This is a genomic window from Pseudomonas sp. NPDC087598, assembly GCF_044743525.1.
Lineage (GTDB): Bacteria > Pseudomonadota > Gammaproteobacteria > Pseudomonadales > Pseudomonadaceae > Aquipseudomonas.
Window position 1 is genome coordinate 20,479 of sequence record NZ_JBIUWQ010000018.1, and the last position, 24,483, is coordinate 44,961.

At 59.4% G+C, this 24,483-nt stretch carries 17 protein-coding genes; 6 read left to right on the plus strand and 11 right to left on the minus strand.

Going from position 1 to position 24,483, the window contains the following annotated elements; translation table 11 throughout:
- The first annotated feature begins 46 nt into the window (after positions 1-46).
- On the plus strand, positions 47-964 hold the full coding sequence (gene metR, locus ACIOWE_RS12425) for a transcriptional regulator MetR (RefSeq protein ID WP_401391481.1): 918 nt from the start codon (positions 47-49) through the stop codon (positions 962-964).
- A 127-nt stretch (positions 965-1,091) separates the two neighbouring features.
- Here the strand turns inward: metR and ACIOWE_RS12430 are convergent, their stop codons facing one another.
- The 5 genes from ACIOWE_RS12430 to ACIOWE_RS12450 form a co-directional block, all read right to left on the minus strand.
- Entirely contained in the window at positions 1,092-1,589 is a 498-nt protein-coding gene (locus tag ACIOWE_RS12430; RefSeq protein WP_401391484.1) for a GNAT family N-acetyltransferase, read from the minus strand.
- 2 nt (positions 1,590-1,591) lie between these two features.
- The gene (locus ACIOWE_RS12435; protein WP_401391487.1) at positions 1,592-2,230 is read right to left on the minus strand and encodes a LysE family translocator; all 639 of its coding nucleotides are present in this window, start codon (positions 2,228-2,230) and stop codon (positions 1,592-1,594) included.
- Between the two features lie 24 nt (positions 2,231-2,254).
- The gene (locus ACIOWE_RS12440; RefSeq protein WP_401391490.1) at positions 2,255-2,677 is read right to left on the minus strand and encodes an NUDIX domain-containing protein; all 423 of its coding nucleotides are present in this window, start codon (positions 2,675-2,677) and stop codon (positions 2,255-2,257) included.
- Positions 2,678-2,756: 79 nt separating this feature from the next.
- Positions 2,757-4,082 (minus strand): APC family permease, encoded by a 1,326-nt coding sequence (locus tag ACIOWE_RS12445; protein ID WP_401391493.1) that lies wholly within the window; start codon positions 4,080-4,082, stop codon positions 2,757-2,759.
- 316 nt (positions 4,083-4,398) lie between these two features.
- On the minus strand, positions 4,399-5,220 hold the full coding sequence (locus tag ACIOWE_RS12450) for a carbon-nitrogen hydrolase family protein (RefSeq protein ID WP_401391496.1): 822 nt from the start codon (positions 5,218-5,220) through the stop codon (positions 4,399-4,401).
- 125 nt (positions 5,221-5,345) lie between these two features.
- On the opposite strand from ACIOWE_RS12450, the gene ACIOWE_RS12455 reads away from it, so the two are divergent.
- Together ACIOWE_RS12455 and ACIOWE_RS12460 are read left to right on the plus strand one after the other, a co-directional pair.
- On the plus strand, positions 5,346-6,146 hold the full coding sequence (locus tag ACIOWE_RS12455) for a response regulator transcription factor (protein WP_401391499.1): 801 nt from the start codon (positions 5,346-5,348) through the stop codon (positions 6,144-6,146).
- 249 nt (positions 6,147-6,395) lie between these two features.
- On the plus strand, positions 6,396-8,015 hold the full coding sequence (locus tag ACIOWE_RS12460; RefSeq protein WP_401391501.1) for an FMN-binding glutamate synthase family protein: 1,620 nt from the start codon (positions 6,396-6,398) through the stop codon (positions 8,013-8,015).
- A gap of 32 nt (positions 8,016-8,047) precedes the next feature.
- Here ACIOWE_RS12460 and ACIOWE_RS12465 read toward each other — a convergent pair whose 3' ends face one another.
- The 4 genes from ACIOWE_RS12465 to ACIOWE_RS12480 all read right to left on the minus strand — a co-directional run bounded on the left by ACIOWE_RS12465 (position 8,048) and on the right by ACIOWE_RS12480 (position 13,331).
- The gene (locus tag ACIOWE_RS12465; protein WP_401391504.1) at positions 8,048-9,556 is read right to left on the minus strand and encodes a glycosyltransferase family 39 protein; all 1,509 of its coding nucleotides are present in this window, start codon (positions 9,554-9,556) and stop codon (positions 8,048-8,050) included.
- Positions 9,553-9,915, minus strand: coding sequence for a GtrA family protein (locus tag ACIOWE_RS12470; protein WP_401391507.1), 363 nt, complete (start codon positions 9,913-9,915; stop codon positions 9,553-9,555). The genes ACIOWE_RS12465 and ACIOWE_RS12470 overlap by 4 nt, the downstream gene beginning before the upstream one ends.
- 116 nt (positions 9,916-10,031) lie before the next feature.
- A complete protein-coding gene (locus tag ACIOWE_RS12475) occupies positions 10,032-11,525 on the minus strand; it encodes a glucosyltransferase domain-containing protein (RefSeq protein ID WP_401391510.1) in 1,494 nt (497 codons plus the stop codon).
- Positions 11,526-11,909: 384 nt separating this feature from the next.
- Positions 11,910-13,331: an amino acid permease gene (locus tag ACIOWE_RS12480; protein ID WP_201236953.1), complete on the minus strand. Its 1,422-nt coding sequence runs from the start codon at positions 13,329-13,331 to the stop codon at positions 11,910-11,912.
- Between the two features lie 599 nt (positions 13,332-13,930).
- Between ACIOWE_RS12480 and ACIOWE_RS12485 the strand changes: the two genes are divergently transcribed.
- The 3 genes from ACIOWE_RS12485 (at position 13,931) to ACIOWE_RS12495 (ending at position 23,129) form a co-directional block, all read left to right on the plus strand.
- Positions 13,931-14,389: an REP-associated tyrosine transposase gene (locus tag ACIOWE_RS12485; RefSeq protein ID WP_401391514.1), complete on the plus strand. Its 459-nt coding sequence runs from the start codon at positions 13,931-13,933 to the stop codon at positions 14,387-14,389.
- A gap of 280 nt (positions 14,390-14,669) precedes the next feature.
- Positions 14,670-17,816 (plus strand): transglycosylase domain-containing protein, encoded by a 3,147-nt coding sequence (locus ACIOWE_RS12490; protein WP_401391517.1) that lies wholly within the window; start codon positions 14,670-14,672, stop codon positions 17,814-17,816.
- A 189-nt stretch (positions 17,817-18,005) separates the two neighbouring features.
- Positions 18,006-23,129, plus strand: coding sequence for an NEL-type E3 ubiquitin ligase domain-containing protein (locus ACIOWE_RS12495; protein WP_401391520.1), 5,124 nt, complete (start codon positions 18,006-18,008; stop codon positions 23,127-23,129).
- 45 nt (positions 23,130-23,174) lie between these two features.
- On the opposite strand, the gene ACIOWE_RS12500 is transcribed toward ACIOWE_RS12495, so the two are convergent.
- On the minus strand, positions 23,175-23,675 hold the full coding sequence (locus ACIOWE_RS12500) for a CS1 type fimbrial major subunit (RefSeq protein WP_401391523.1): 501 nt from the start codon (positions 23,673-23,675) through the stop codon (positions 23,175-23,177).
- A gap of 33 nt (positions 23,676-23,708) precedes the next feature.
- The gene (locus ACIOWE_RS12505; RefSeq protein ID WP_401391526.1) at positions 23,709-24,452 is read right to left on the minus strand and encodes a molecular chaperone; all 744 of its coding nucleotides are present in this window, start codon (positions 24,450-24,452) and stop codon (positions 23,709-23,711) included.
- Positions 24,453-24,483 lie beyond the last annotated feature (31 nt).

Genomic DNA, 24,483 nt, shown 5'->3' on the forward strand with positions numbered 1-24,483 from the left:
TCAACCTTTTCGTGTTGATCACAAGTTTTCCTCATGGAGCCAGCCGGTGCTTGAAATCCGTCACCTGAAAACCCTGCACGCACTGCGCGAAGCCGACAGCCTGGTCGATGCCGCCGACCGTTTGCACCTGACCCAATCGGCGCTGTCCCACCAGTTCAAGGAACTCGAAGAGCGCATGGGCATGCCCTTGTTCGTGCGCAAGACCAAACCGGTGCGCTTCACCAGCGCCGGCCTGCGCCTACTGCAACTGGCCGATGCGACCCTGCCGCTGCTGCGCGCCGCCGAGCGTGATATCGGGCGACTGGCCGGTGGCACCGCCGGCCGTTTGCACATGGCGATCGAATGCCACAGCTGCTTCCAGTGGCTGATGCCGACCATCGACCAGTTCCGCGATGCGTGGCCGGAAGTCGAACTCGACCTCGCTTCGGGATTCTCCTTCGCACCGCTGCCGGCGCTGGCCCGGGGTGATCTGGATCTGGTGGTGACCTCCGACCCTCTGGAAATCTCCGGCATTACCTACGTGCCGTTGTTCACCTACGAAGCCATGCTCGCGGTGGCCAATCAGCACGCGTTGGCGAGCAAGCCGTACATCGTCCCTGAAGACTTGCTGACGGAAACGCTGATCACCTACCCGGTAGAACGCGATCGTCTGGACATCTTCACGCGTTTCCTTGAACCGGCCAACATCGAACCGGCGCAAGTGCGCACCTCGGAACTGACGGTGATGATGATGCAACTGGTCGCCAGCGGCCGAGGCGTGTGCGGCATGCCGCACTGGGCGCTGCATGAATACAGCTCGCGCGGTTATGTGAAAGGCAAGCGGTTGGGCGAGAAAGGTTTGTTCGCCACGCTGTACGCAGCAATCCGTGCGGACATGCTCGATGCGCCGTACATGCGCGATTTTCTGCTGACAGCCAAGGACACTTCGTTCTCGACCTTGGATGGCGTCAGCGCGGTGCGCTGATCGAAACAACACCACCCTCCCCTGTAGGAGCGAGCCTGCTCGCGATAGCGGTGTGTCAGTCACTTGGATGCTGACTGAAAGATCGCTATCGCGAGCAGGCTCGCTCCCACAGAGGAACAATGGCGTGTCAGAGCTCACGCCACATGTGGATCTTGTCGAAGTAGTCTTCGCCAACCCGCACTGCCAATGGCTCCAGGCCGAACTGGATGAAGCCGCAACGCTGATACAGCTTGAACGCGGCGTCGTTGCCGGCGGTGACGGTGAGCTGGATCAGCTTCAACTCGGGGTGTTTGCCGGCTTCGGCGAGGGCGGCCTGGACCAGTTCATGACCGAGGCCGTGCTGGCGAAAATCAGCCGAGACATACATGCCGAACAGCGTCACCTTGTGCCGGGCCTTCTCACGCGGTTCAAACGCCAGGCCGACGATGCCCGCCAGCACACCCGCTTCGAATGCGCCCAGCACCACGTCGAGCTTGCTGGTGAGGCGCGCCTCCCACCAACTCAACGGCATCACCGCACGTTCACGCACGCTGGAGGTAAACGCCTGCGGATGCCGGTCATACGCTTCCAGCATCAGTTCGCGATAGGCCAGCGCATGACTGGCGTCCAGTCGTTCGATCCACATGTTCAGGCCGTCCTGCGTTGCTCAAGCATCAGCCGCACCGCCAGACCGCCGAGCACCATTCCCATGACATAACGCTGCACCCCCAGCCACGTCGGATTACGCACAAACCACGAAGCGATACCCGCCGCAAACAAGGCGATCAGCAGATTGACGCAGAAGCTGACGCTGATCTGCGTCAGGCCGAGGATGAGGCTCTGAGTGAACACCGAGCCGTGTTCAGGGCTGATGAATTGCGGAAACACCGAGAGGTAGAACACCGCGATTTTCGGGTTCAGCGCGCTGGTGAGAAAGCCCATGGTGATCAGTTTGCGCGACGAATCCGGCGGCAACTGCCGGGCTTCGAACGGCGAGCGCGCGCCGGGTTTCACCGCTTGCCAGGCCAGCCACAACAGGTACAGCGCGCCGGCCCACTTCAATACTTCATAAGCCATCGGCACCGCGAGGAACACCGCGGTCAAACCGGCGGCCGCGGCAAACATATGCACAAAGAAACCGGCCACCACACCCAGCAATGACGTAATCCCGGCCTTGCGCCCCTGGCAAATCGAACGCGAGATCAGGTAGATCATGTTCGGCCCCGGCGTCAGCACCATCAGCAACGCGGCGGCAGCGAAGATCAGCAGGTCTTGAAGCGGGATCATGGTGGGCGTCCTTTGCGTGGATGATCAGGCGATGGCGGTGAGCGAATGGCGATAGAACGGCAGGATCAGGTCGCGTGTCAATGGCGCCAGAACCACGGCAGGATCAGTGGCAGGGTCGACCCAGATGACTTCTTCGATTTCAGCGGCCGGGAAAACCTCGGCGTCGATGGTCAACTGGAAGATCTCGGCCTCTACGATAAACCCCGGTTCGTTGGCGGCGGGGGCCGAGAACTGACCGAGGAACGTCGCTTGTGCAGGGTCGATCGCCAAGCCCAACTCTTCCTCCAGCTCACGGGCCAGCGCATGCACCGGCAGCTCATGCGCCTCGATCTTGCCGCCCGGTTGCATGAACGCCGCGGTGCCGCGCTTGCGCACCAGCAGGGTCTGGCCCTCGGCATTGAGCAACAGCGCAGCGGCGATACGGATGGTGTGGGCAGACGTCGACATAGCGAAAAACCTTAGGCGCAAAAGCCGCAAGCATCACACGTCCCCTGCCGAACACCAACCCCATGCAGGATCTGCCGTATCAGGTGGCTTCCTGGAAATCCATCTCCGGCGGCTGGCGACGGAAACCGCCAGTCAGTACTGCCAGATACACAACACCGATGGCCAGCCAGCTCAGGCCCAGATACACCGCCAGATGATCGAGGCTGACCATCAGCCACAAGTCCGCCACCAGACCAATGAACGGGAAAATCAAAAACAGCAGCAGTTCGCGCAGCCCCTTCTTTTCACCGCCGATCCAGTAATGAAAGATCACCGACAGATTCACCAGGCTGAACGCCAGGAACGCGCCGAAATTGATGAACGAAGTCGAGGTGGTCACGTCGAGTTTCAGCGCCAGCAATGCCACGACGGCGCAGAGCAGAATGCTGTTGACCGGTGTACCGAAGCGCGCGTGCAAGGTGCCGAAAAACGACTTCGGCAGCACCCCGTCACGGCCCATGGCGAACAGCAACCGCGAGCCGCTGGCCTGCGCTGAAAGCCCGGACGCAAACTGACCGACGATCAGGCCGATGAGGAAGATCGAAACGAACAGGTCGCCGCCAATATTGCGGGCGATTTCATAGGCCGCCGAGTCGACGCTGTCGAACTGGAACGACGGGTGGGCGATCTGCACGAAGTACGACACGCCGACGAAAATCAGCCCGCCGATCAGGGTGATCAACATGATTGCCCGAGGAATGGTGCGGCGTGGATCGCGGGTCTCTTCGGTCAAGGTGCTGACCGCGTCGAAACCCAGGAACGAATAACAGGCGATGGCCGCGCCGCTCATGACCAGCGGCATCTGCATGTCGCCGTTGAAGAACGGTTTGATCGACCACAACGGTGTACTCGCATCACCACCGATGTAGTGCACGCACAGCGCGACGAAGGCGATCAGCACGAGGAACTGCACCAGCATCAGCAGGGCATTGATGCCGTTGGCCAGTTTCAGGCCGACGATGTTGATCGCGCTGGTAATGCCGATGAACGCCAGGACCCAGATCCATTGCGGAATCGACGGAAACGCCGAGGCCAGATACGCAGCGCCGATCAGCCAGATCGCCATCGGCAGGAACAGATAGTCGAGCAGCACCGCCCAACCGGCGATGAAACCGAGTTTCGGGCTGATCGCCTTGCGCACGTAGCTGTAGGCGGAGCCGGCGACGGGGAACGCCGCGGCCATGCGCCCGTAGCTCATCGCAGTGAAAAACATCGCGACCAGCGCTGCCAGATACGCGGCGGGCACCATGCCCGCGGTGGATTGCGCGAGGATGCCGAAGGTGCCGAGGACAATGATCGGCGTCATGTAGGCGATGCCGAACAGCACCACCGACCCTAACGAAAGGGTACGTTGCAAACGAGCCATGGGCGACTTACTCCGAATTTTATTGGATTTATGGCAGAGCCGAGTTCGGCGAATGTTTCGGGTTGGTTTTGTTGTTTTGGTGTTGCTTGAGTTCTTTGTTCGACCTGGGATCCTTTCCCCCTCACCCCAGCCCTCTCCCCCAAGGGGGCGAGGGGGGAAAGGGAGCAGATATCCATGGGGTTCAGATCCCGGGTTCGACTTGATTTCGCAGATTCAAATACTGAGTACGACGGGATCCGTCAGGTCGGCGTACCTCGAACAACCACCTCGGTCAGCCCCCTCTCCCCCCGGGAGACGGTTAGGGTGAGGGCAGCGCTCAACGGTGTGGAATCAACAATTCGCGAACACCATCGCTCCGCTCCACCACCTCCCCCGGCAACTTCAAGCGCTGATCATCCAGATAGCGGTAATCCTTGCGTGCCAACTCCAACTGGGCGAAATCCAGCTCAACCGTGAATTGCCCTTCCTCGCGTCCCGCCTCGAACAACAGTGTCCCCAGCGGATCCACCAGCGCGCTGCCACCGGCAAACATCAAGCCGTCATCCCCTGCTTCCACGCGATTGACCATCAGCGCGAACGCCTGATTTTCCTGAGCCCGCGCCATGATCGCGGTGCGATGGGTCGGGCCGTAGGGGTCCATGTTGCCGTTGGTCACGATCAGCAATTCGGCACCCAGTTGCGCCAAGGCCCGGGCGCTTTCCGGAAATTCGATGTCGTAGCAGATCAGCAGACCGACGCGAACGCCGTTCCACAGACAGGTCGCATAGCGGTCACCCGCCTCGAACACACCGCGATCCGAAGCCCACAAATGCGTCTTGCGATATTTGAGGGCAATGCCTTCGGGGGTGATCAGCAGAGTGGTGTTGTAGAACCGACCGTTGTCGTTCTCGGCCATGCCGATCACCACCGCGATGTTGCGTTCGCGGGCGGCGGCCAGCACTGCGCTGACGGTCGGGCCATCCACTGGCTCGGATGTTTGCGCAACGGTCGCGGCCGTCGGGAAGCCCATCAGGTGGGTTTCCGGGAACACGATCAGTTGCGTATCGGCAGCGCACGCAGCAATCGCGGCGAGCGCACGCTGGAGGTTGTAAGCCGTGCCATTGTCACGGCCCGCCAGTTGGGCGAGTTCAACTTTCATCGGTAATCCTTGTTCTGAGTGCCGGGCGCTGAAAGATTGCCCGGTGGCTTTCTGTGGGCCAGTATGCGCAGCAAGCAACCGGCCAGGGAATCACGCGGCCGGGGTAACCCGATAGGGGTAGATCGATGACACTTTCGTTTGACGACATCACCTGGCACCGTGCCGTCGGGCAACTGATCGACGCGCTGGACAAGCCGAATTTCTGGGCGCAGCTGGTGCGTTTGCTGGATCAGTACGTGGCGTTCGATAGCTGGGTCGCGTTGCTGTTCAGCGCTGATCAACACCCGCAGGTTTTCGCCGAATGCCCGGGCGCGGACGGCAGTCCTGATCAGTTGTTTCAGGATTATCTGCGCGGCCTGTACCTGCTCGACCCGTTCTACATCGCCTGCCGCGAGCAATCGCGCACCGGTTTGTATCGCCTCTCGGAAGTGGCACCGGAGCATTTCGAGCTGACCGAGTATTACCAGCGATACTTTCGTCTGAATGTGGTCGCCGACGAAATCCAGTTCAATTGTCAGCTCGAAGGCGAACGCACGTTGTGCCTGTCGCTGGGCAGTAAAAAACGTTTCACTGGCGAGCAGATCGCTTTGCTGTCATTGATCCAGCCCTGGGTCCTGGGCCTGTTGCGCCAGCGCCTGCCTTACGAAATCAACGAAACCGTGGCCCTTGCCACATCACCCGCAACGGCGGACTGGCGAGTGCAACTGGAAGCCTCGGTGCAACAACTCAAGGGCGCGCAACTGACCGCCCGGGAACTGGACGTCGGCCGCTTGATGCTCAGCGGTTGCTCCAGTAAAGAAATCGCCCGTAAGCTGGAAATCTCCGTAGAAACCGTGAAAGTCCATAAGAAACACATGTACAGCAAACTGGGGATCAAATCCCAGTCCGAGCTGTTTTCGATATTTCTTCAGGCGCAGAACGCCTGAACAGCGCTGGCATGCGGGAGATCTCGAAGTCCCGGAGATCTCTTTGTTTTGAAGCTCTTTGTGGCGAGGGAGCTTGCTCCCGCTCGGCTGCGCAGCAGTCGCAAATCCCGAATATGCGGTCTGTCAGGTAGACCGCGATTTCAGGGTTTGGGGCTGCTCCGCAACCCAGCGGGAGCAAGCTCCCTCGCCACAAGAGCCCGCAAATCTGTGTGCGATTGCTAACCATTGAGTCCGAACCAAGGAAACCGTATGAGCCTGTCACTCCTGAGCCGCTACGCCTTCTTTGCCGTCTGCGTGATTTTCACCCTCGCCAGCCTGCCTTTCCTCGAACATGACTGGCTGTGGCCATTCACCGCCGTCACTGGCGTGTTAAGCCTGATCGGCCTGTTCGACCTGCTGCAAAGCCCTCACGCGGTGCGCCGCAACTACCCGATCCTCGGCAACATTCGCTATCTGGTCGAAGGCATCCGCCCGGAGATCCGCCAGTACCTGCTCGAATCCGACAGCGACGCCCTGCCCTTCTCCCGCGCCCAGCGTTCGCTGGTGTATTCGCGGGCAAAAAACGAAACCGCCGATAAACCCTTCGGCACGCTGATCGATGTCTATCAGTCCGGCTTTGAGTTCATCGGCCACTCGATGCGCCCGGCGCCACTAAGTGACCCAAGCAGTTTCCGCGTTACCGTCGGCGGCCCGCAGTGCAGCCAGCCGTACTCGGCCTCGGTATTCAATATCTCGGCGATGAGCTTCGGCTCGCTCAGCGCCAACGCCATTCGTGCATTGAACCAGGGCGCCAAACTCGGCAATTTCGCCCACGACACCGGCGAAGGCAGCATCAGCCCCTATCACCGCGAGCACGGCGGCGACCTGACCTGGGAGCTGGGCAGCGGCTACTTCGGCTGCCGCACCAGCGACGGCCGTTTCGACCCGGAACGCTTCGCCACCCAGGCGCAGAACCCGCAAGTGCGGATGATCGAAATCAAGATGAGCCAGGGCGCCAAACCCGGCCATGGCGGCATCCTGCCCAAGCACAAGGTCACCAAGGAAATCGCCGAAACCCGCGGCATCATGATGGGCGAAGACTGCGTGTCGCCATCACGCCACAGCGCCTTTTCCACACCGATCGAGATGATGCATTTCATCCAGCAACTGCGTGAACTGTCCGGCGGCAAACCGGTGGGGTTCAAGTTCTGCCTCGGCCACCCATGGGAATTCATGGGCATCGCCAAAGCCATGCTGGAAACCGGCATCCTCCCGGACTTCATCGTCGTCGACGGCAAAGAAGGTGGCACCGGCGCTGCACCCGTGGAATTCACCGACCACATTGGCGTACCCATGCGCGAAGGCCTGCTGTTTGTGCACAACACACTGGTCGGCCTGAACCTGCGCGACAAGATCAAACTCGGCGCCAGCGGCAAGATCGTCAGTGCGTTCGACATCGCCAGCGTGCTGGCCATCGGCGCCGACTGGGCCAACTCGGCGCGTGGCTTCATGTTCGCCATCGGCTGCATCCAGTCGCAAAGCTGCCACACCAACAAATGCCCGACCGGCGTCGCCACTCAGGACGCTTTGCGCCAGCGCGCACTGGTGGTACCGGACAAGGCACAACGGGTGTTCAATTTCCATCGCAATACGCTGAAAGCGCTGGCAGAAATGCTCGCCGCAGCCGGGCTGGAACATCCATCACAACTGTCGGCCAAGCACCTGGTACGACGCATGTCGGCGACCGAGATCAAATTGTTCTCGCAGTTGCATGTGTTTTTGAAACCGGGGGAATTGCTCACTGGGGAAGTGAACGGCGAGTTTTATTCGCGGATGTGGCAAATGGCGCGGGCGGATAGTTTTGAGCCGAGTGAAACTATTGCGGCTTGAGTCGATGACGGCCGGCTCATGAGAGCTGGCTGTTACTTACGAACGAACAAGCGGGCGTCAACTTCAGCGCCATGAATGATTGCCGTTTTTTTCCATTGTGAAGAGTTAAAAAACAAGCTCTCCCCGACTAATGTGCCGCCGATCAACCACACTCTTTTAGCAATCTGCGGCAACGAATTTTCATCGAACACACGCTTCTTCCTGATATCAGAAAGGAGCGCCCACCCAAAACGATCTGGATAGCCTCCCTCAATGCGTGAAAATTTGCCGACATAAATTTTCGGCTCAATTGAGGTTGTGTTGTAAATCACAAAGGGTAAATAAAACTTCAAATCATCAATCAAAATCTCGTCACCTATGCGGTACTGCAAATTTATCTGCTCAGTCATGAGAGCAAATGGCCCAAAACCCTCCCTGATTTTCGCAGCTTTCAAGATCACTTGAGCTTCACCAACGACCAGAAGAATCAGGACGCAAACTGCCCACCCTCTTCTCACTCGCCAAATCGTATCCAGAAAAACAGCGACGATCATTGGCGCGCCCACGACTGCAAAATATAAATACCGTTGGTGGAGCATATTTTTGAATATACAAACAACGATCAAAATAACTACGGGTATAAAAAAATAGCCTGCCAGCAAGCCGCCATCCCCAGAAGAATCTTGGTTTTTCATGTGCCCAACTACGGCGCAGACCACCAGAAAAAACGGCGGCCAAACTTGCCACCACGAGAAATGATTTTCTGCTTCGTGGTTGACCACCATTCGCCAAATCAGTCCCAGCCCAGATTGCCAGGACAGAGCAGGCATCCAAATGGTGGAAGGATTTACGGCGAATTGCTCGAGAAGAGAAGGAACCCATGGCAGAAATAACAGAATAATTACACCGTTGGTCAAACCCCATATTCGTGTGGGTATTGAGTGACCTCTGCGAATAGAAAAAAACCACCAAAGCCAATGCGTGAAGACACACAATCCAGCGAAATAATGGGTATAAAACGCAGCAACCATCAACATCACATAGATGAAAGCTAAACGTTTCTTCTCCGGTTCCCTCGCCCAACACACCAGAGCCACGGTCGCGCCCATCAGCCAGAAGCCCAGTAGTGTGTACATACGGACTTCCTGGCTGTAGCGCACCGAAATCGGCAGCAATGCAAACAACAACGCAGCAATCCATGTCGCTCTTCGTGTGGCGACAAGGCTCATCAACTTGATGCACAGCAACAAGGTGCCGACATCTGCCAAAGCACTCAACGCACGTGCTGAGAAAGGTGATTCACCCCATACCATGACCCAGTAATGCAACAGCACGTAATAGAGCGGAGGATGTACATCCAGCGCGGTCAGCGCCCAAATTCGCGTCGGCGTTTCTCGCGCCAGCAATAGACTGTAGGCTTCGTCATACCAAATAGCGGGGATTGAGATGGAATAAAACCGAACGTATAGCGCAATGGTGAGAACTGTCGCCAACGCTAATCGATCAACCACTACTGACCTCTGAGATTCAGTGAAAAAGGAAACCGACAAGAAGCGCTTCATACCTGTTTTTCGCGAAACAACACAAACCGAAAAAAGCACCACCCCAGCAAGATATTCAGCAACGAAAACGAAGTCACCGTCACCAGTCCCGGCAGACGCCAGGCATCCGCCATCCCCCCCACGCCCAAACTCACGGCGCCCATCACACCGATGAACATCACGTAGAGCAAGACCGATGTATCTCGCTCGAACGTGTACAGCGCATTCACATAAAACGAAAACGCCGCGGCCACACAAAACGCCGCAAAGTTGCTGGGTGCCTGATGAAGACCGGCCGCAGTGACGAGCACGAAAAATAATTGCCAGTGGATCAGCGCATCCGCCAACCCGATCACGCTGGTTGCAGAGAATCCTTTCATGGCCACCCCTTGCCGGGTCCGTTTGGCGGACTTTCAAGCTAAGTCATGGCGATGGGCCGGTCTACTGTCAGAAATTACAGGTACGAGGGGTATTCCGACCAACGGTAATGGCCGTTTCACCACTGCAGCAATCTGCCGTGTAGCGGTTCTTTGATGACAATGAAAGCGTAATCGCCCAGCAGATAGATCCGGTAATACAGGCTGTCCACCAACGCTGGATAACCCAGATACCCCACACGGGTGGCGTTGCGCCGCTCGCGTTCGGCAACCACGTTGGTGATGCCTGCACTCGGCAGATTTTCAGCGAGCATGTAGTAGTCGACGTTGAGCAGATAATGCAAAACCGGTAACTGCTTGAACGACCCGGCTGCTGCCGTCAGCCAACGATCCGAATAGCTGACTGACAGGTAAATCCGCTTGGCTTCGCGCAGTTCGCGGTGCGCTGCAATGTCGTGGCTCAAGCTGTAGAGCGCGCTGTTGGCGAAGGTCTTTTGCATCGTCAGCACCCGGCCGTAAGCGAAGGACAGCGACAGCGTCGCCAGCAACGGCAGGATCAGCAACAGCGGGAGCCGATGGTGGTGCGATGCCAAGGCGATATGCGCGAGATAGAACAGAAACACCAGCAGCACACCAAAGCCCATCAGCGTGCGCGCGCCTTCATTGAAATCGCGGAAAAACAAGGTAATGCCCGGCACCAGCAGCATCAACAAAGGCACAGGCAACAGGCAGATCAGGCTCGACATCGCGCTGTTTCCGCGCAGATCCCGACGCCTGCCCGGCCGGGCAATCCCCCCCAACGCGCACAGCACCAGCCCGACGAAAATCCACGTGTAACCGCCATGAAACAACAGCGCGACTTTCTCAATAATCCGGCCAATGTTGATGCCGATTTGCAACAGTGGATCAGCACGCCAGTTGAGCAACTCACCGCGGCCGGATGCCATGAACGGGTACGCGGTGATGCTGTAGATCAACACGCCCAGAACCAGTTGCGCGACCTTTCCGCCGAACAGGCAAACCACGTCGCGCCACGCCATTTGGCGATGCACCACACGGATCAATTCCACGGCGCACAGACCGAGAAACACGTTGATGCTGATTTGATAGAGCCCGATGGACAGGGCAATCAGCACTGCCGGCACCAGCCAGCGTTGCGCCCGGGAGGTGCTTTGAAAAGTGGTCGCATACACCACCGCGACCAGACTCAAGGCCATGGCCGGGCCATCGTATTGATAGGACAGGTTCTGCAACAGGAACGGGTTGTACCAAAGCGGCAGCGCCACGAAGCAACAGGCCAGCGTTGGCTCGGAAAAATAGTGAAAGGTCAGCCGGGTCAGCGCCAGGCTCATCGCCACGGTGGCCAGTAGCAGCGGCAGCGGAAAGATGTCCGGCGCAGCACCGGTGAACGTCAGCGCTTGATACAACCAGTCGCTGAAAAGACGCCCCTGCCCGGCCCACTCATTGCCGGCCGCGAGTGCGCGCCAGTTGTCGTCGAGGTAGGGGAAGTCGGCGACGATCAACGGCAGGACGTACAGCGAAGACGCGAGCAAAAAGAACGACACGACCTGACGGCGGCCGAGTTCTCGCACGAGAAAATCGCTAATCCTCATGGGGGCGCCTCGGGGTGGATATAAAGCTTTGAACCTGCGTCGCGTTTTTGTATCGGCCTGTCAGACCGGTGGTTACTCTGCTCCCAGCAGTCGTTAGAGAAGCATGCCCGTGGTGATCGCTTTACCTGTTGTGACTGCTTTACCTGTGGCGAGGGGATTTAGCGAAACGTCGCACCGCCCCGCTCGGCTGCGCAGCAGTCGTAAAACCTGTGCGTGCGGTATTTCAGTTAAACCGCAGTGGATGGTTTTAGGGCTGCTGCGCAACCCAACGGGGCGGTGCGACGTTGCGCTAAATCCCCTCGCCACAGGTTTTACACAAATGCTGAGATCTACAAAAAAGCCCCGATCTCTAGACCGGGGCTTTGTCGTTTCAGCGCCTACAACTTAAGAAGCCGAACGCGCCGCACCTTGCGTCACTTGGGTCGGTTGCAACTTGAATACGTAGAACAACACGGTCAGCAGCACCAGGAATACCGGCCCTACGTACAACGCGATGCGCGTGTCCGGGAAGTACGCCATCAGGCCGACCACCAGCACCAGGAACGCCAGTGCACAGTACGAACTGACCGGATACAGCCACATTTTGTATTTCAGGGCAGCACGCTCGCTGGCGCTCAGGCCTTTGCGGAATTTCAGTTGCGCCAGCAGGATCATCACCCAGGTCCAGATCGCGCCGAAGGTAGCAATCGAGGTCACCCAGACGAAGACTTTTTCCGGCACCAGGTAGTTGAGCAGGACGCCCAGCAGCAGCGCGAAAATCGACAGCAGCAGTGCGCGACGCGGCACACCGTTGTTCGAGGTCTTGGCGAAACCGGCCGGGGCCTGGCCATTCTGCGCCAGGCTGTAGAGCATGCGCCCGGTGCTGAAGATGCCGCCGTTGCAGGAAGACAGTGCCGCAGTGATCACCACGAAGTTGATGATGCCGGCCGCCGTCTTGATGCCCAGACGTTCGAAGGTCATGACGAACGGGCTGCCCTGCGTGCCGATTTCATTCCACGGGTAGATCGACAGGATCACGAACAGTGCACCGACGTAGAACAGCAGAATCCGCCAGAACACCGAGCCGATGGCATTGGGGATGGTCTTCTGCGGGTTCTTCGCTTCACCGGCGGTCAGACCGATCATCTCGACACCGAGGTAAGCGAACATGACCATTTGCAGCGACATCAATACGCCCTGAATACCGTTGGGCATGAAGCCGCCATGCGTCCACAGGTTGGAAATCCCCAGCGCCACGCCATCGTTGCCGAAACCGAAAGCGATGATGCCGATGCCGCCGATCACCATGGCGATGATGGTGACGATCTTGATCAGGGCGAACCAGAATTCGAATTCACCGAAGGCTTTTACCGCGATCAGGTTGATCGAACCCATGCTGACCAGCGCCGCGAGCGCCCAGATCCAGCGCGGTACATCGGGGAACCAGATGCCCATGTACACGGCGACCGCGGTGATTTCCGCGACGCATGTCACCAGCCACAGGAACCAGTAGTTCCAGCCGGTGAGGAAACCCGCCAACGGCCCGAGGTAGTCTTGCGCGTAGCGGCTGAACGAGCCGGCCACCGGGTTGTGCACGGCCATTTCGCCGAGGGCGCGCATGATCACCAGGATCGCCAGACCGCCGAGAATGTAGGAAAGCATGATCGCCGGGCCGGCCATTTCGATGGCTTTGGCCGAACCGAGAAACAGACCGACGCCGATACAGGCACCGAGCGCCATCAGGCGAATATGCCGTTCGCCGAGTTCGCGTTTGAGCGGACCGCCCTGAGCGGTTTCGCCGTGAGGCAGGTGATTGCCAACTGGCATAGGGGTGCAACCTCGTCTTGTTATTGGATAGGACCACCGAGTGTCGGAGCCTCAACCGATAGGCGTTGGCTCGCAGGAAACCGCGCCTGCTTCGTGGGCAAACGCGTCTTGTAGGACAAAACCTGCAAGATCAGCGGGGCGTGCAGTATAAAAAGCCATCGACAGGCACTTTCACTCTATAAACAGCAATATTCAGCGATAACTCTCGGCAAAAGCCGGGTTTTCGGAGAGAGATTAACTGGTTTACGTAGGAATATTCGCCGCCGAAAAAGGCGCCGAGTATTGCACAGCATTGGTGCATCGTCATGCCCCTGCTTAGGTCGAATGAGCCTCTTCAAAAGCTCTGGCCCGCTCATCTCCAAGACAACTGATGGCAAAGCTTTGCCTGTCCCAAGAGGATTTCTCCGTGGCGAGGGGATTTATCCCCTCACCACAATAAATCCCCTCACCACAGATCCTTCCTCTGCACACCAATCTTCTCTCCCAGTAAATCGCTCTCTCCAGTCCTTCACAGAAATCAGAAAATTCACTCAGTCGTTACAGATCCGACTCTGCGAACCCGGCACTAACGTTAAAAAATCAACCACAAGGAAGTGAAAGTGCCCGCCTATCCAAACTCCCACCGTCTGCGCCTGGGTCGAAGCTCCGAGGTCGATCGCGCCTACTTCATTACCGCTGTAGTCCACAATCGCCAGCCCATATTTTCCGATTGGCAAACAGGTCGTCTACTGGTCGCGCAACTTCGCAAGGCACACGACGAAGGCCAGGCTGAGTCCATTGCCTGGGTAGTAATGCCCGACCATTTTCACTGGCTAATGCAGTTGAAGACCGACAATCTCGGTGATGTCATTGGCGGTATCAAGGCGCGCTGCACTCACGCAGTTAACAAAAAAACCGGGAGACGTGGGGCACTATGGCAAACCGGGTTTCACGACCGCGCCATTCGCGATGGGGAAGACCTGAAACCGTTCGCCCGCTACATCATCGCCAATCCCCTGCGTGCCGGACTTGTAGAAAAGATAGGCGACTATCCACTCTGGGATGCCTGTTGGCTCTAAACCCGAATGTGGCGGTGATCATGTGGCGAGGGGATTTATCCCCGATGGCCTGCGCAGCAGGCCCAAACCCCTGCGAATGCGGTGTAGGTGTAACTGTATATATGGGGGGGTCTGGTTTTGGGGCTGCTTCGCAGCCCATCGGGGATAAATCCCCTCGCCACAGTAATTCTGCTGAGCCAATAAATCCCCTCCCCCACCCTTCACAATTTTTTCACCACCGCCAACCACCGTCTAAGCTTCAGACAAGTCCGATCAATCTGCGTGAATGGATCAATCGACTATGGGCGCTTTGTGGCAAACCGATTCGAGTAAAGCCGTGGTTCCGACTGAACGTGTGGATGATCAAGCGCCTGTCCCTGAAAAACCCCGCCGCAGCCGGCACGGGTGGAAGGCTTTCTGGCTGTTGCTGCTGATTATCGCGGTGGTGGCGGGATTGGCTGCCTCCAAGGAAATGCGCACCTCGCGCTTTCAGTCCCGAGAACTCAGCCAATATGCCGCCTCGCTGACCTACAAACTGGAGCCGGGGCCCAGTGAAGCCATTCGTTATCCGGGCAACGGCCCGTTCGATCTACGGCTGGGTTACAGCTCCCTCGATGAATTCTTGCCACGCCTGCTCAAGCGCAACTATGTCGTCACCGAGCAGACGCGTTTTTCACCGGCGCTGCTCATCTACACCGACAAGGGCCTGTTCGTGCCTTACTCGGAGAAAATCCAGGCCGGACTGTCGATCACCGATTGCCGCGCCGCGCCGCTGTACAAGTACAACTATCCGCAACAACTGTATTCGAGCTTCGCGGCTATTCCGCCAGTGGTGGTCAACAGCCTGCTGTTCATCGAGAACCGCTTCCTGCTCGATCCCAAGCAACCCATGGCCAACCCGGCCGTGGACTGGCCACGTTTCGGCATGGCCGCATGGTCGCAAGTGGCGAAGTTGCTGCACCTGCCCGGGCAATCTGCTGGCGGCAGTACCCTGGCGACGCAACTGGAGAAATACCGGCATTCGCCCGACGGCTTGACCGTGTCCGGTGCCGAGAAGATTCGCCAGATGATTTCTGCCAGCGTGCGCGCCTATCAGCCCGGACCAGAGACCCTCGGCGCGCGGCAGAACATCATTCGCGACTACCTCAACAGCGTGCCTTTGTCCGCCGTGCCCGGCCACGGCGAGGTGCACGGCATGGCCGAAGGGTTGCGGGTCTGGTACGGCACGGATTTCAACAAGGCCAACGAACAGCTGAACAGCCTGGCCACCGACCCGAAAACCATGGCGGACAAAGGCCTGGCCTTGCGTGAAATGCTCTCGCTGATGATTGCCCAGCGGCGTCCGTCGCATTACCTGACCAAGGGCCACGAAGAGCTCGCCGACCTCACCGACAGCCACTTGCGCCTGCTCAAGCAGAGCGGCGTGATCGACAACGCCCTCGCCGATGCGGCACTGGCCAGCACCGTCAGTTACCGCGACTGGCAGACCCAGCCGACCCTTCAGCCGATCGAAACCAACAAAGGCATCAGCGTCGCCCGCAGCCGTCTGGCGAGCATGCTCAATCGTCCGCTGTACGACCTCGACCGCCTCGATCTCTCGGCCACCAGCACCCTGCAGGGCGACCTGCAAACCCAGGCCACCGCCTATCTGAAGAAACTCGCCGACCCGGCCTACGCCGGCGAAATCGGTCTGCTCGGCGAACGACTGCTGACCCCCACCAGCACCACCCAAGTGCGCTACAGCTTCACCCTGTTCGAACTGACCCCGGACGGCTCGCGGGTGCGGGTGCAGACCGACAGCACCGACCAGCCGTTCGACATCAACGAGGGCAGCAAACTTGAACTGGGCTCGACGGCGAAGATGCGCGTGCTCACCACTTACCTGCAAATCATCTCCGAGCTGCACGACAAGTACGGCGCCATGAGCGTGCCGGAGCTGAAGAAAGTCGAAGTGCCGGATCAGGATCGCCTCAGCCAATGGGTCATCGACTATCTGATCCAGAACAAGGATCACGACCTGTCGAAAATGCTCGGCGCCGCCCTCGACCGCAAATACTCGGCCAGCCCCGGCGAGGCGTTTTTCACCGGTGGCGGGCTGCACGTGTTCCACAACTTTCGCAAGGAAGACAACGGCCGCATGCCGACCCTGCGTGATGCGTTGCGTGAGTCGATCAACCTGCCGTTCATTCGCCTGATGCGCGATGTGGTGCGCTACGTCACTTACTCCGGCCCCAACAGCAGCGCCGAACTGCTCAAGGACGACCGCGACCCACGACGTCAGGAATACCTGGCCAATTTCGCCGACCGCGAAGGCACTTCGTTCCTGCTCAAGTTCTGGAAAAAGTACAAGAACAAGGACACCCAGGCGCGCCTCGAGACCTTCCTCGACAGCATGCGCCCGACTCCGATTCGCATGGCCGCCGTGCACCGTTACCTGCTGCCAAACGCCAGTCAGGAAGATTTCAACAGCTTCGTGCGCTCGCACCTCAAGGGCGCCAAGCTCACCGAGAAACTCACCGATGATCGCCTGATCAGGCTTTACGATGCCTACGGCCCCGGCAGCTACGACCTGCCGGATCAGGGCTTTATCGCCAAGGTGCACCCGCTCGATCTATGGCTGATGGGTTACCTGTTGAACAACCCGGACGCGACGTTTAGCCAGATCGTCAAGGCCAGCCAGTTCGAGCGTCAGGAAGTCTACAGCTGGCTGTTCAAGAGCAAGCACAAGGGCGCGCGCGACAGCCGCATCCGCACCATGCTTGAGATCGAAGCGTTTCTGGAAATCCACCAGCGCTGGCAGAAAGTCGGTTACCCGTTCGATCATCTGGTGCCGTCACTGGCGACCGCCATCGGCAGCTCCGGCGACCGCCCGGCCGCTCTCGCCGAGCTGATCGGCACCATCCTCAACGACGGCGTGCGCATGCCGACCCTGCGCATCGACAGCCTGCACTTCGCCGCCGGTACCCCCTATGAAACCCGCCTGGTGAATGACCCGCACGTCGGCAAACGAGTGATGCCGTCCGAAGTCGCAACAGCCATGCGTGAAGCCTTGTCGCAGGTGGTCGATGCCGGCACGGCAAAACGTGTTTCCGGCAGTTTCAAACTGGCTGATGGCAGCCCACTGGCCATGGGTGGCAAAACCGGCACCGGCGACAACCGCATCGAGGCCATCGGTTCGGGCGGAAGGATCCTCAGTTCGAAGTCGATCAACCGGACGGCGACCTTCGTTTTCTACATCGGCGAACACCATTTCGGCACCCTCACCGCGTTCGTTCCGGGACGCTCTGCGGAGAACTTCAAATTCACCTCAGCCCTGCCAGTACAGGTGCTCAAGGGCATGGCACCGATTCTCACACCGTACTTGCAACCGGGTAGCGACTCGCAATGCAGGCCTGTGGAAAACACCCAGGTTACGTTGGTCACGGCACCTGTCGCCGAGCGTCTTTGAACAGCGTTCGGCGTCAGGCTGGTTGAGAAAATTCGGCGCACCGGGTGCTACAGGGCTATTTTTTTCGATTCGAATTTTCGACCGGTTGGCGGCGAAAAGCCCAGATTAAACAGGTGTGTTTTTCGTCTTTTGTTTTGAGCATCCCCCGATAAGGTGATCATCCCGAACAAGCACTCAAGGATGATTGCCATGCCTGCGTCCCCCTCTTCAGCCGCCAATCTGCACAAGGGTCGGCACCACGAATTCATCAAAAACACCCTCGACGAGACGTTCAAGTCCGCCACCCTGAACCGGGGTCTGGCGCTCAGCGCAACGACACTGATACCCGATGCGTGGTACGCCACCATGCACGTCATCCAGCACGAAAAACTCAAAGCCGCCAATCTCAAGGCCTGGGCTTCGCAGAACAAGGTCGACACGCTGCTGGCGAAACTCGATGTCTACGCGTTTGCCGCGCCACTGTTGCAAGCGAAACTCAAGGAACGTTGCGGCGTCGACATCGACGTCGAAAGCACCTGGCTGCGCTTCTATATGCCCGAGGCCAAACCCTGGTGGGCCATCGACACCTCGGGAGCCGCGACTGCCCGCACGGTGTCCTTGCTGGATGCCGCGCTGCACAACTTCGCCAAAGACGAACAGGTCGATGCTGCTTCGGCGTTTATCAGCAAACCCAATGCACTGGGCCATTTTGAAGTGCTTACTCTGGCCAATCTGAGCATCAGCCAGTTCCAGACGCTGTGCCGGGAACTGGACATTGGCGCGCAGTACAAAAAGCATCTGGAAAGCTATCTGCTGTCCGGCAACGCCGTCGCCGATGCGGTGCTCAAGCACAAGGTGGTCGAGAGCCAGAAAGACGCCCTCAGCGTCGCGGCACAACTGGCGTTGATCAACGGCGACATCCAGTACGACGTCTACAAACTGATGCTGGAGTTGACCAAGGACAAACCCCGGCTGGTGCTCAATGGCCGGAGAATGCAGTGTTGCGACCTGTCGATGCTGGACACCCGCCTGACCGGCGTCACCCTGCTGATCCCCGCCAGACCTGACACCCGCGGCATCAATCGGTTGATCGCCTACCTGCCCCACGACCCCGACCACCCGCTCAAGGAGTACGCCTCGGTTGACGCGTTTGTCGAGGAACTGGCGCGGCAGTTGCGTGAGGACAGACTGGTGGCCTCCTCAAAGCAGACCTACCGACAATTCTTCAGTCATTTTGTCGACCAGCAACAGCGCGGGCATTTTTTCGCCAGCCTCGAACAACGCCTGTTCACGCTACAATGGCACCCGCCAGGGCCCGAATGGCGCAAGGAACCAGTGCCGCGGCCGCGCCTGCAGATCGACACCCTCGCACTGCCTGCTGATTACTGGCGACACGTCTACCAGCAAAAGCTCAACAAGATCCTCAACGATGGCCGCGAAATTGCCGTGTCCACCGCCGACACCGACAGCAATGCGCGCTGGGCCTGGTGGGACAATTTCAAGAAAATCGTCTCGGACATATTCAATGCTGCCCTGCTGATTGCCACGCCATTCGTGCCGTTTCTCGGCGAGCTGATGATGGCCTACACCGTGTATCAACTGACTACCGACGTCATCGAAGGCATTGTCGATCTGGCCGAGGGACTGGCCAAGGAAGCCGCCGAACACGTGCTCAGCGTGGTCACGGACGTGATGCAGCTGGCGGCATTCAGTGCCGGAGCCGCCATCGGCTCGACCTTGAGCGTCAAGTTGTCCGAGCTGGTGGACGGCATGAAACCGGTGCGTTTGCCCAATGGCAAAACCTCACTCTGGCATGCGGATCTGGGCCCTTACGAACAGAAGAATGTGGCACTGTCGGTGGCCTCGAAACCCGACCGGCTGGGCCTGCACCGTCACGGCAACGAGCTGCTGCTGCCGCTCGACGGCAAGGTCTACAAAGTGCAGAAGGTCTCGACCGAGCCGGCGCACAAGACCCACCGCATCGAACACCCTTCACGCACCACCGCTTACCAGCCGACCCTTGAACACAACGAGCATGGCGCCTGGCTGCACGAAGCGGAAAACCCCGAGGATTGGCCTGCCCCCGCCCTGATGCGCCGGCTCGGCCACAGCGTCGAGCGTTTTTCGCCGCTGGAGATGGAGCAGATCCGCGTTGCCAGCGGCACCGACGCCGACGAGTTGCGGCGCATGCACATCGACAACAGCCCGCCGCCACCGGTACTGGCCGATACGATCAAACGTTACAAGGCGTATGACGATGCGCGAACAACCAGCGCCGACATTCGCGCCGGACGGCCGATCGACCCGCAATCGGTGTGGCTTGAACCGATCATCACCCGACTGCCCGGCTGGCCAGCCGAACGGGCCTTGCGCGTGTGTGAAAATGCCGACCTCAGTGGCCACTCGCGCCAGTACGGTAATCCGGACGCATCCGAGGCCGATACCCTGAGCATCGGTCTGCCGGATCTGACCACCGGCAGACTGCCGGAACGGGCAGCGGTGTTTCTCACCGACCGCCAGATGCGCGCACTGGCCGGGCATGAAGTCCCGGCAGCACTGCGCCCCCAAGCCCTGCGCAACCTGCTCGCCGATGCGGTGGATGACCTTCAGGGCGATCTGGCCTCACGTATTTACCAGGGCGCCGAACGCTCCAGCAAAGCCGACGTGCGCGTCATGGTCCAGACGTTCCCGGACATGCCGCTGAGCCTCGCCGAGAAAACCCTGGCCCAGGCCCGACCGGCCGAACTGGAGCGGATTGTCAGCGAAAACCGCCTGCCCCTGCGCATCAAGACGCAGGCACGCGAGGTCAACTTCGAAGCCGCCACGGCGCGTGCCTACGACGGTTTCTACCATGAGGAACGGGTGGTGCCGGACACCGAACGCCTGGCGCTCAATACCCTGCGCACCTTCAGCGACAGTTTTGGCGAGATGCGCCTGGAAGTGCGTGACGGCACTTACGACGGCCCGTTGCGTTGCAGCGTCGGCCCGGACGAGGCGGCGAGCACCCGACGTCTGATCCGCGATGAACATGGCCGCTACGAAGTGCTCGACGCCGACAACCGCAGCTTGCACGCCCCCGCCGACTTTTACGAAGCGTTGCTACAGGCCCTGCCGGAAGACAAGCGCCAGCAGATCGGTTACCGAACCGGTCAGGGTCGCCTGCTCAAACGCTGGATCATGGACAAAACCGCAGCCCCGGCCGAACGTCGGGTACTCCTCGCCGAGCCGCCCGTACGCCCGGTGGCGAGCATTGAAACGGTCGAGCTGGTGCGTGGCTGGCCGTGGCCGTTCGGCGAAAAAACCTTCGAGGACCGTATCAGACAACTGTTTCCAAGGCTGAGCGAGCGGCAAGTGAACAACTTCGCCGAAGCCTTGCGTGCCAAACCGGATCCCGAAGCGGCGCTGCGACAGCTCAAGGACCAACTCAAGGAACTGCGCAGCACGCTGGCGCGCTGGCGCAACAGCCAGCCGGTAGGGCTGGACAGTGCCGGCGAACCGATTCATGGCGTTTCGGCGGAGTTCCTGCGCACCGGCGGGATGCATCTGGAAGAACGCCTGCTCGATTGCTTTGAACGCAAGAGCGAAGCGTTCGCCGAGCGCGATCAGCATCCTGACCAGGGCTATGCGCTGGATTTGTCGTCCGACCTCTCTCGCCCGGATCACGACCGTTGGTGGAACGAGATGCGCCGGCAACCCGGCATGAAAAAATACCTCGATCAGATCACTGCGCTGAAAATCGACAACGGACGCCTGTCCACGGACAGCCACTTGCTCAACGATCTGCCACAACTGCGCCAGTTGAGCGCTCGTCAGTGCGGTCTGAACGACGTGCCGCCGGCCATCGGCGAGATGCCTCATCTGCAATCCCTCGACCTGACCGATAACCGCATCAGGCTCAATGACGAATCGGCCACCCGCCTGAGCGGCCTCACCCGCCTGCAATCACTGCGCCTGAGCGGCAACCCGTTGGGGCAGGCGCCGGATGTCGGGCGCATGCATCGTTTGAATGAGTTGAGCCTGGCCAACAGCGATATCCGCGACTGGCCGCGTGGTCTGTTCCGGGTCGCCAATGCACCGCGCTATCGCCCGCGCAGTTTTGCCCTGGACATGCGCCGCTGCCCGATCACCACCGTCCCTGAAGTCACGCCCGGTTCCGATGAAGCGTTCATCCTCTCCCGCGCACGCTTCGATACCCAGCGACTGGTCGACGCCGACCGCCTCCGATATGGCGACTACCGTGAGTCAGCAGGTTTCAGCCGCCAGCAAGCGTATTCCCCGGTGGTGGAAAACGAGATCAGCCATTGGCTGTCGCCGGATGAATCACCGACGTTCAGCGCCTCGCAGGCGCTCAGGCGACAGCGCGAAGAATCCTGGCAGGACGTGATGGCCGAACCCGGTTCCGAAGATCTGTTCAGGGTCATCCGTCAGCAAAGACAGAGCGAGGATTACCGCTCGGACCGGTCACGCAAGAAACTGACCCGACGCGTCTGGGACCTGATCGACGCCGCCGCGCTGGACTCCGAACTGCGTGAGCAACTGTTCGCCCAGGCCCGCGAGCCGGAAAGCTGCCAGGACGGCGGCGCGCAACTGTTCAACTCCATGGGCCTGAAAGTGCTGGTGTCCAAAGCCTATGCCGAACAGACCTCGGCGAGAACGCTGGACGATAACCTGGTGCGGCTGGCCCGCAGTGCTGCACGCCTGGAACGAGTGGGCGATATCGCCCGAGAGGAAATCAGTCGTCAGCAACAGCAGCACCTGATCAATCCGACCGCCAATCTGCCACCCGACGACGTTGAAGTGCACCTGGCCTATGAAACCGGATTGGCCGAACGCCTGAGCTTGCCGTGGCAGTCCGACGGCATGATGTATCAGGAGCGCTCGGGGGTAGACGCGGCCATGGTCGACCGCGCCTGCGACACGATCATCGAGCGCGAACGCGGCGATGGCCTGGCCAACGGCATGCTCGATTTGTACGTCGACGGGTTCTGGGAACGTCATCTGCGCAGAACTCATCCCACGCAATTCGAAGTCAATGACCGGGTGTTCGAAGCACAGCTTCGGCGCCTGGAAGAGTTGCGTGAATTACAAACCCAGTGGGCTAACGTCACAGAGCACACGCGTCTGAACCCGCTGGCCCGTCGCATGGAGCTGCTGGCCAGACAATTGGGCGCACGTGAAGCCGAAATCTTCAGTGGCGAAGCGATGAGCGATGCCTACTACAACCGGCTGTTAAGCGATCTGGCGTACGCGCGCAACGATCTGGCCAGACAATTGACCCGCAAGGCGCTGCAAGCGGCCGGTCTGCAAAACAAAGTCGAAACCACTGGCCCGTGAAAGGCGCCTGATCGCGGTTGGTTTTTCGTCATCCGCACGCAGGTTTCACTCCCCCGGCGCCTTGGCATTGAACAGCAACAACACATTGCCGCTGTAGTCGCCGGGGCGATACCCCCCGGGCGGTTCGACCGGATCAATTTCCAGCAACACGCGTTTGCCTGCCGCCGCTTCCTCTTGCGAAACCACTTGGCGTGGCGGCCGTTCTGCGCTCAATACCACGCCATTGAAGGTGACCCGCAATTCGATATCGTCGCCCGACTTGCCGTTGGACAGGTAGGGGATCGTCTCCAGGCGTGCTTCGATCGCGCTGGTGTCGTGGCGTACATCGAAGTTCTTGCGCACGCTGCCCAGGGTTGAGGTGGCGTGATGCCATTCGAGCCGTTGCGGGCGGTGGATCCAGTCGGCCTCCGCCGGAAGAACATAAAACGGCCGACTGGGTACCACCAGCGTCACTTCGAACGTATGTTCTGCGCGTGCCGCCCAGGTCACGGTGGTCGTCAGGGCCGCTGCGGCCATCAGCGCGACGACGGTGCATTGCTTGATCATGTGGATTACCCGTTGCGTCAATGGAGAACAGACCTAGCGGCGGCTGACCTGGAGGATTTTTTTCTGCTCGCCCTCGATCAGGAAGAAGCGGTACTGACGGCCCGGCTCTTTATCGAAGGCGAAACTCTTGCCGGCCAGCACGTGATGCTTGGTGGTCGCGCCGCAGTCGGTTTCGTTGTCCAGCGCACAGCTTTTGAACTCGTCGATGACCACCACGGTGTTGCCGTTGTTGCGCAATTCGTAGCGACTGTCGGTTTCATTGATCACGGTGGCGAAACGCGCATCCCGGGGCCGCACGAAAAAGATCGTGCCGAACCCGGTCATGAGGTTGACCCCGGCGCTCAGGTTCTTTTTATAGTCCTCGCGCTCCTCGCCGCTGACCACGAACTCATCTTCCTTTTCCGGCACCACGGGCACGAAACGCACACGGAAATAGCGCTCGCGATCACGTTCCCCCATGTACAGCAAACGCGTCCCTTGCATGCCTTGCGACGGCACGATCAACCGCGCCGGGCTGGCCATCAAGCCATTGCGCGAAGCACCATCGGCGGCGTTCTCGACGGCAATTTCCTGCGGCACGCCATCGGCGCCGTAGACGATTTCCAGCACACTGACTTTGACGAACGCGGTGGCGTCGCCGCTGTTGAACACCCGTTTCAGGTAAGTACTTTTATCGGCGTCCAGATAGTCGTACACCGTGCCCACATTGATCTGCGGACCGGCCTGCGCCGCCAGGCCAAACACACTGAGCACGCCCAGCCAAAAAACACGTTTCATCGTCTTCAACTCCATGAAAAATCAACGGGCC

What these genes read in the sequence shown, in the direction of transcription:
- ACIOWE_RS12430 (WP_401391484.1), bottom strand. Translation starts at nt 1,589, where the DNA reads ATGTGGATCGAACGACTGGACGCCAGTCATGCGCTGGCCTATCGCGAA.
- ACIOWE_RS12435 (WP_401391487.1), bottom strand. Translation starts at nt 2,230, where the DNA reads ATGATCCCGCTTCAAGACCTGCTGATCTTCGCTGCCGCCGCGTTGCTG.
- ACIOWE_RS12440 (WP_401391490.1), bottom strand. Translation starts at nt 2,677, where the DNA reads ATGTCGACGTCTGCCCACACCATCCGTATCGCCGCTGCGCTGTTGCTC.
- ACIOWE_RS12445 (WP_401391493.1), bottom strand. Translation starts at nt 4,082, where the DNA reads ATGGCTCGTTTGCAACGTACCCTTTCGTTAGGGTCGGTGGTGCTGTTC.
- ACIOWE_RS12450 (WP_401391496.1), bottom strand. Translation starts at nt 5,220, where the DNA reads ATGAAAGTTGAACTCGCCCAACTGGCGGGCCGTGACAATGGCACGGCT.
- ACIOWE_RS12455 (WP_401391499.1), top strand. Translation starts at nt 5,346, where the DNA reads ATGACACTTTCGTTTGACGACATCACCTGGCACCGTGCCGTCGGGCAA.
- ACIOWE_RS12460 (WP_401391501.1), top strand. Translation starts at nt 6,396, where the DNA reads ATGAGCCTGTCACTCCTGAGCCGCTACGCCTTCTTTGCCGTCTGCGTG.
- ACIOWE_RS12465 (WP_401391504.1), bottom strand. Translation starts at nt 9,556, where the DNA reads ATGAAGCGCTTCTTGTCGGTTTCCTTTTTCACTGAATCTCAGAGGTCA.
- ACIOWE_RS12470 (WP_401391507.1), bottom strand. Translation starts at nt 9,915, where the DNA reads ATGAAAGGATTCTCTGCAACCAGCGTGATCGGGTTGGCGGATGCGCTG.
- ACIOWE_RS12475 (WP_401391510.1), bottom strand. Translation starts at nt 11,525, where the DNA reads ATGAGGATTAGCGATTTTCTCGTGCGAGAACTCGGCCGCCGTCAGGTC.
- ACIOWE_RS12480 (WP_201236953.1), bottom strand. Translation starts at nt 13,331, where the DNA reads ATGCCAGTTGGCAATCACCTGCCTCACGGCGAAACCGCTCAGGGCGGT.
- ACIOWE_RS12490 (WP_401391517.1), top strand. Translation starts at nt 14,670, where the DNA reads ATGGGCGCTTTGTGGCAAACCGATTCGAGTAAAGCCGTGGTTCCGACT.
- ACIOWE_RS12495 (WP_401391520.1), top strand. Translation starts at nt 18,006, where the DNA reads ATGCCTGCGTCCCCCTCTTCAGCCGCCAATCTGCACAAGGGTCGGCAC.
- ACIOWE_RS12500 (WP_401391523.1), bottom strand. Translation starts at nt 23,675, where the DNA reads ATGATCAAGCAATGCACCGTCGTCGCGCTGATGGCCGCAGCGGCCCTG.
- ACIOWE_RS12505 (WP_401391526.1), bottom strand. Translation starts at nt 24,452, where the DNA reads ATGAAACGTGTTTTTTGGCTGGGCGTGCTCAGTGTGTTTGGCCTGGCG.